General features: G+C 70.1%; 8 protein-coding genes. 2 read left to right on the top strand and 6 right to left on the bottom strand.

The genetic code is table 11. The features are described 5' to 3' along the window. The 3 genes from ACFY2B_RS06350 to ACFY2B_RS06340 all read right to left on the bottom strand — a co-directional run. On the bottom strand, positions 1 to 245 hold a 245-nt coding region (locus tag ACFY2B_RS06350), incomplete at its 3' end, for a hypothetical protein (protein ID WP_390761973.1). 32 nt (positions 246 to 277) lie between these two features. Continuing rightward, a complete protein-coding gene (locus ACFY2B_RS06345; RefSeq protein ID WP_390761972.1) occupies positions 278 to 1,294 on the bottom strand; it encodes a hydroxyacid dehydrogenase in 1,017 nt (338 codons plus the stop codon). A 124-nt stretch (positions 1,295 to 1,418) separates the two neighbouring features. Further along, on the bottom strand, positions 1,419 to 1,583 hold the full coding sequence (locus ACFY2B_RS06340) for a hypothetical protein (protein WP_390761971.1): 165 nt from the start codon (positions 1,581 to 1,583) through the stop codon (positions 1,419 to 1,421). Between the two features lie 527 nt (positions 1,584 to 2,110). Here ACFY2B_RS06340 and ACFY2B_RS06335 point away from each other — a divergent pair. After that, the gene (locus ACFY2B_RS06335) at positions 2,111 to 2,854 is read left to right on the top strand and encodes a DUF899 family protein (protein ID WP_390761970.1); all 744 of its coding nucleotides are present in this window, start codon (positions 2,111 to 2,113) and stop codon (positions 2,852 to 2,854) included. 231 nt (positions 2,855 to 3,085) lie between these two features. Here the strand turns inward: ACFY2B_RS06335 and ACFY2B_RS06330 are convergent, their stop codons facing one another. Further along, the gene (locus tag ACFY2B_RS06330) at positions 3,086 to 3,373 is read right to left on the bottom strand and encodes a hypothetical protein (RefSeq protein ID WP_390761969.1); all 288 of its coding nucleotides are present in this window, start codon (positions 3,371 to 3,373) and stop codon (positions 3,086 to 3,088) included. 462 nt (positions 3,374 to 3,835) lie between these two features. Here ACFY2B_RS06330 and ACFY2B_RS06325 point away from each other — a divergent pair, with 462 nt between their 5' ends. Continuing rightward, a complete protein-coding gene (locus ACFY2B_RS06325; RefSeq protein WP_390761968.1) occupies positions 3,836 to 4,216 on the top strand; it encodes a hypothetical protein in 381 nt (126 codons plus the stop codon). Positions 4,217 to 4,500: 284 nt separating this feature from the next. On the opposite strand, the gene ACFY2B_RS06320 is transcribed toward ACFY2B_RS06325, so the two are convergent. Next, positions 4,501 to 5,562, bottom strand: coding sequence for an acyl-CoA desaturase (locus ACFY2B_RS06320; RefSeq protein WP_390761967.1), 1,062 nt, complete (start codon positions 5,560 to 5,562; stop codon positions 4,501 to 4,503). A 234-nt stretch (positions 5,563 to 5,796) separates the two neighbouring features. After that, positions 5,797 to 6,759, bottom strand: coding sequence for a LysR family transcriptional regulator (locus ACFY2B_RS06315; RefSeq protein WP_390761966.1), 963 nt, complete (start codon positions 6,757 to 6,759; stop codon positions 5,797 to 5,799). Between the last annotated feature and the right edge of the window lie 25 nt (positions 6,760 to 6,784).

Here is a 6,784-nt window from a genome sequence, read left to right as displayed (position 1 = left end):
TGGCTCGGCACACCGGGCAGTTGGACCAAGGCGTGGTCCTCACTGCCGTAGCGTCGCACGGCGAGCAGCAGCCGGTCCGCGGTCCGCTCCCAGTGCACACGGTCCTCGGCAGGGGTGCGATTCATGTGGGGGGCCTCCCATGCGTGGTCGTACCCGGCGCGGATCTCGTCGCCGGTCTGCTTGCGCCCGGTGTTCGTGGCGCCGCCGGTCCTCGGGACGGTCGTGGCGCCGCACGATCCGCGCACAGGACGATCCCGTTCCCGGTCCGCGCCGCGGATCAGGCCAGGCGGGCGAGCGCGGCGCGGGTGACCTCGCCGAGCAGCGGCTCGCCGGCCACCCACCGGGCGACCTCGTCGACCGCGTACCTCCCGATGCGCCGTACCTCGCTGCCCTGGGCTCCCGCGATGTGCGGGGTGACGAGCGCGTTCGGCAGGGAGAGCAGCGGATGCCCGGCGGGCAGGGGTTCGGGGTCGGTGACATCGAGGTATGCCTCCAGGCGGCCCGAAGCGCACTCGCGGGTCAGGGCCTCGGTGCCGACGATCGCGCCCCGCGCGGTGTTGATCAGCGTGCCCCCGTCGGGGATGAGTGCGAGCATCCCGGCGTCGAGCAGGCCCGTCGTCTCCGGCAGGAGCGGAGCATGGACGGTGACCACCCCGGACCGCCGGCAGAGTTCGGCGAGTTCGACGCGTTCGGCGCCGAGTGCACGGGCCTCCTCGTCCGTCACGTACGGGTCGCTGAGCAGTACCCGGTAGCCGGCGTCGGAGGCGACGAGTTCGGCGATGACCCGGCGGCCGATGCGGGAGGCGCCCACGACGCCCACGGTGAGGCCGTCGGCGCCGAAGCGGTCGGCGGTGGCGGGCCACCCGTCGGTGTAGCCGGCCGCCATGGTCAGGGTGCGCCGGGCGGCGAGCGTGACGAGGGCGAGGGTGTAGGAGACGACGGGTCCGGCGTTGGCGTCGGCCGCCGACGAGACGACGATGCCGCGTTCCCACACCGCGTCGCTCACCAGTGACTTGACCGTGCCCGCCGCGTGCACGACCGCGCGCAGCCGGGGCGCATGTGCCAGGACCTCGGGCGTCAGGCGCGGACACCCCCAGCTGCTGATCAGGACCTCCGCGTCGGCGAGCGCGGCGACGAACGCGCCCTCCGCCCTCGGGTCCACAGGGTCGGGGGCCAGCCGGACCGACGTGGACAGACGCGCACGCAGGTCCTGCGGAAGCACGAGGTCGGCGACGTCGAGGCTCATCACCGAGACGGCCGCGGGCTGACGCGGGCTGGCCGGCGGAACGGTCATGGTCGGATCCTCTTTCTGGTACGGCCTGGACGCGGGTGTGCGGGTGCGGGTGCGGGTGTGTGGGTGTGCGGGGACGGGCTCGGGTGAGTGGATGCGGGTTCGGGCGTGCATGGGTGGCGGTTCGTCAGGCGCGCGGCCGACGCAGGGTGATCGCCGGGTACGGCGCCCGGTTCGTGCCGAGGTCCGGGATGGACACGGAACCGATGCACCAGTGGACCGGCACCCCGCCCGCCGCTGGATGGTCCACACGGAGGTGCGCGTCGCAGGAGTGGTGGAGTGCCTTGGCCAAGGCGTCGCCGTACCGCGGGACCCGCCCTCGTCGGTAACCGGTTCACCCGGCATGGACCGGACCTCCACGGTCGGTGCAGTGGACGGAACGTGAAGCTACGAACCACCGCAGCAGTTTGTCAATACGTTTGACGAATTACGAGGAAGCATCACACGGGGCTCGCCCCGCCCGGGAATCCGTCGGTCTGGGACGTCCGCGGGGCAGGTGCGCGCACGCCGCCGAGCCCGCACACCCGGTGGTGCCGGAGTGCAGGCTCGGAGGCGCCGAGGCGGGCACGGAGGTCGACGACCGGGCCGGTCCTGGCGGCAGCCTGACGGCGACCGTCGCCGCCCTCCCGACTCGCGACACCACTCACGCCTCCCATCCCTCCGCCGGTCGTCCGCCGCCGGTCGTCGGCCGCCTCGGTGGCAGCGACCGGCGCCGCATCTGACCATGAAAGAGAAGACCACATCTTCGACTCCCACAAGGGAGAGCCTTCGAGGCTTGGGAAGGGACGAAAGATGGCCGGCACAGGCGGACCGCGTGACATGGGAAAATGGTCGGACATACTCCGTGACCCGAACGCCCGGTTCCCCGGCGAATCGAGCGAATACCGGCGCGCACGCAACGAACTGTTGAAGGCCGAGGAAGAACTCCGGCAACTGAACGAGAAGGTCGCCGCCCAGCGCCGAGCGCTCCCGGCCGGCGGCGTTCTCGCGCAGGACTACGTATTCGAGTCCGCTGCCGACGGCAGCGAGGTGAGGTTCTCAGAGCTGTTCGCACCAGGAAAGAACTCGCTGCTCAGCTACAGCATGATGTTCCCGCGCTGGCCAGAGGACCCACGAGCGGCTGTTCCCGGAGGAAAGACGGCCCTGCTGCCACTCGTCGAGCAACCCTGCCCGTCGTGCACCTCGGTCGTCGACGGGCTTGAGGGCGCCGCCTTCCACCTCGCCGAGCGCATCAATCTCGTGGTGATCGCGAAGACGTCCCCCGATCGGCTCGGCACCTACGCCCAGGAACGCGGCTGGCGCCACCTACGGCTGCTGTCCTCGCGGAACAACACCTTCAACCGTGACTACCACGCGGAAACACCTGAGGGTGTGCAGATCCCGGCGCTGAACGTGTTCTCGCGCGATGAGGACGGAACCATCCACCATCGGTGGGCAGCCGAGATGATCTTCGCAGACGGCGACTCCAAGGCCCTCGACTCGCTCTGGCCGATCTTCGGTGCCCTCGATCTGACGCCGGACGGACGCGGCGACCTGGCCGCGTACCCCAATCTGCAGTACTAGGGCTGTCCGGCCGATCATGGTGCTGGTCAGGGTGATGCGAGCGGGTCCGGGACGAGCGCGAGCGACGAGACCAGCAGCATGCTCTGCCGGTGGGGCGAACCGTGGGGAACCGATCACTGGATGCGTCCGGGTGACGAGTTCACCACGGCGCGCCCCGGTAGCCGCCGTCTGCGATGACCGGCGTCCGGCCGACGCCATCCACCGTCTGACGTCGCTCACCGGCCGGTGGCGTCAGACGCGTGCTCGCTCGTTCGCCTCCTCGCCGGCCGCGGCCCGGGTGCGACGGCGGCCCAGCAAGGTGCATCCCACAGTCACCAGGCCGATGGCGATGACCTTGGCGGCCCCGTAGTAGCCGGACGCCGGCTCCGCCGGGGTGCCGGGCAGCCGGAAGAAGGCCCATACGGCCGCGAGGCCCCCGAAGCCGATCAGTGCGACGGCCCCCCACGTCCCGAGCTCCGCCCACCAGGGCCCCGGTTCGTCACCCCGCTCGTCGGTCTGCTCAACGTCCTTGTCGGCCACGGTCAGTTCTCCTGGGCATGTGGTTGCGGTCACGCCAGAAGACGCGGGCCCGACGCTGAAGGTTCCTCCGGCCGAACGTTCCCTGCTGGAGCCGACAACCTGGCAGCCGGCGATCCGCTCCCATGCCGGTTCCGGGAGGACGATGAGAATCGATTCAGGCGACGCACAGACAGTTCATGGACTTCCCCCAGTCGACCCCCAAAAAGCGCCCCTAACGTGTTCCTTGTCGAACCGAGGGACCTCAGCGGGCCAAGTGGTCCCCAGTGGAACCACGGAAAAGGAGAGTTCGCGAATTTCAAGGACACCTCCCTACCAGTGCTACCGAGCAAACCTCGGAATTGGTTTTTCTCGGCTTCCTTGGATGCCGGCACCGGTTTCCTGCTTCCGAGTCGGACCCGTTCTTCGGCTGGGTCCCCTCTGGTTCGTCCGTCTGAGACCATCGGAAAAAGAGGTAAGAACACCATGCGCGCTATCGCTCTCAGGACCGCTGCCGTCGCCGTCGCCGCCGCCGGCGCGGTGACCGCCACCACCGCCGTCGCTTCCGCCGCGCCGCGGGACGTACAGCACGTCACCAGCACCTCCCAGGTCGGCAAGAGCACCTCCGCGTCGGTCAAGAAGTTCAGCGGCGGCACCGTGACCATCACGGTCGACGCCACCGGTAACAGCGGGGCCAAGCACACCGCCGTGCTGACGGTCAACGGTGTGAAGGCCGCCTCCGAGTCCTACACCGACAAGGGCGGGGCGAAGACCTGGACCCTCAAGAACGTCAAGTCCGGCACCCTGAAGCTGACCGCCCCCGCCTCCAAGGGGCAGGTAACCAAGATCACCCTTTCCGCCAAGTAACACAGGCGCGGCAGAACATGCGGAGCCCCGTGCGGGGTCGGCGGCCACCCCGATACCGTCAACCCCGCACGGGGCTCCGCGTCGTTCCGCGCCGCAGCCGGTCGCCACCCCGGTTCAGCCGGTGCTTGCTGGTCAGGCCGGACGAGCAGCCGCATCAGCAGACCCGTCGATCCCGGCCAGTACCCTTCGTCGCCCTTCGTCGCCCGGATCCGCGAGATGACGGACACACCGATCCGCCCGCATGGCGCCCCCGGAAACCGCGACGGCGTGTCGTCCGAGCGGTGTCAGCCCGTGGACTCGTGCGGGGCGCCCGGTTCGGCCAGCAGCCGGGCGCCGAGACGGTCCGGGCTCGGCCAGCGCACGTCGTGGACCCAGCGGAGCCTCTCGAACACCCGGATGAGGCGGGCGGCCGGGTCGAGCTGGCCCAGCAGTACACCGTGGCGCGCGCCCGTGGGATCGGCGTGATGTGAGTTGTGCCAGCTCTCACCGAAGGACAGCAGGGCGAGCGGCCAGAAGTTGGTGGCCTTGTCCCGGCTGGCGAAGGGGCGCCTGCCGGCGACGTGGCAGATGGAGTTCACCGACCAGGTGACATGGTGCAGCAGCGCCATCCGGATCACGCCGGCCCAGAAGAACCCGGTCAGCGCACCCGTCCAACTGCCGGTGACGAACCCGCCGACCAGCGCCGGGGCCAGGAGCGAGACGGCGGTCAGCGGCCCGAAGAGTCGACCGACGAGCCGCAGATCGGGGTCGGCGGCGATGTCGGGCGCGAACCTGGCGCGGTTGCTCAGTTCGCGCTTCAGCATCCACCCGATGTGCGCGTGGAGGAGCCCCTTGAGCAGCGCGCGTGTGTCGGTGCCGTAGCGCCAGGGCGAATGCGGGTCGCCCTCACGGTCGGCGAAGGCATGATGGCGCCGGTGGTTCGCCACCCACTGGACCGGCGAGCCCTCGACGGCCAGCGAACCCGCGACGGCCAGCGCGATCCGCAGGCCCCGCCGTGCCTTGAACGAGCGGTGCGTGAAGAGACGGTGATAGCCGACCGCGAGGCCGAAGCCGGACACGAGGTAGGCGACCACGGCCATGGCGATGTCCAGCGCGGACAGACCCCATCCCCAGGCCAGCGGCACCGCGACGATCAGGCAGAGCATCGGGCCGACGACGAAGGTCCACATCGCGGCCGCCGCCGTGGCCGTCTGAGGGGTGTCGAGCAGCGGCTTGATCCCGGCCTCGGCATCGACTTCCTGCCTTACGGCGGTCTGCTCGGCCGTGGTCTGCTCGGCCGTGGTCTGCTCGGCCGTGGTCTGCTCGGCCGTGGTCTGTTCGGTACGGTCGGCTGCGCTCGGGTTCATCGGTTCCTCGCCGTTTCTCGAGCTTTTCGGAGCCGGTGCCGGACCGACCTGGGTCATGCCTGCATCAGGAATGGCTCGGGAAGGGCTCAGGCATGGATGAGGCGCCCGTATGCGGTCGAGCGCGCTCGGCGGTCCAGGGCTCACGATCGCACCGGGCGGCGTCCGCGCAGTCCGTCGCGGATGTCCGGGGCATGAACGTCACAGGACCGAATCTCCGTCGGCGATCTTCGTCGGTCAGGTGGCGCCTTTGCCGTCGTGTCCCTGGCCGTGGACCGCTTCGTACTCGGTCGCCGCTTGTTCGAGGAGCGTGTGGAGGAGATGTACGTCCGGTCTGCGGGCGGTGCCGCTGCGGATGACGGTGTAGATGGTGCGGGTCACCGGGGTGAGGAGGGGGTGCAGGCTGACACCGTGATGTCCGGGGATGGCCAAGCGGGGGGCCAAGGCGACACCGGCGTCCGCGGCTACCAGGGACACCAGCACGGAGAAGTCGCTGCTGCGGGCCCGGATGTCGGGGACGAACCCTGCTGCGCCGCAGGTGCGTTGGATCATCTCGTAGCAGGAGAGGTCGGGATGGGGGGTGAGCCACGGGACGTTCGCCAGCCGGGTGAGGTCTGCGGGCTGGCCGGGAGAGAGGCCGAGGCGCCGGGCACGATCCGGGTGGAGGCACAGCAGGACCGGGTCCTCCATGAGGATGTCCTGCTGGCTGTTCTGGGGGAAGTTGCGGGGCAACACGGTGTAGCTGTGCACCAGGGCCACGTCGGTGCGGCGCTTTTGGAGAGCGTCCAATGCCTGGTCGGGTTCGTGCTCGGCGAGCTGGACGGTGAGCGTGCGCGCCTGCTCGTCCTCGTGCCGGGCGAGCAGCTGGTACACCGTGGGCAGGAGGGCGCGGGCGGCGGAGGCGAAGGCGGCCACGCGGATCAGGCCGTGGCGTCCGCCTTTCAGGGCGGCGAGGTCGGACTCCGCGGAGGCGAGGTCGCCGAGGATCACTTCAGCGTGTGCCACGAGGAGTTCTCCGGCCGGTGTCAGACGCAGGGTGCGCCCGCTCTTCTCCACCACGGGCACGCCGACCTCGCGTTCCAGCACGGCCAGTTGCTGTGAGACGGCCGGCGCGGTGAGGTGCAGGACGTCGGCGGTCGCGGCGACCGTGCCGTAGGTGGCCAGGTGTTGCAGCATGCGAAGTCGTCGCACATCAAGCATGCGGACTCCTCTCGCGGTGACGCGT

The sequence above is a fragment of the Streptomyces sp. NPDC001270 genome (assembly GCF_042896695.1).
Classification (GTDB): Bacteria; Actinomycetota; Actinomycetes; order Streptomycetales; family Streptomycetaceae; genus Streptomyces.
This window is presented reverse-complemented; position numbering and strand designations above follow the sequence as displayed.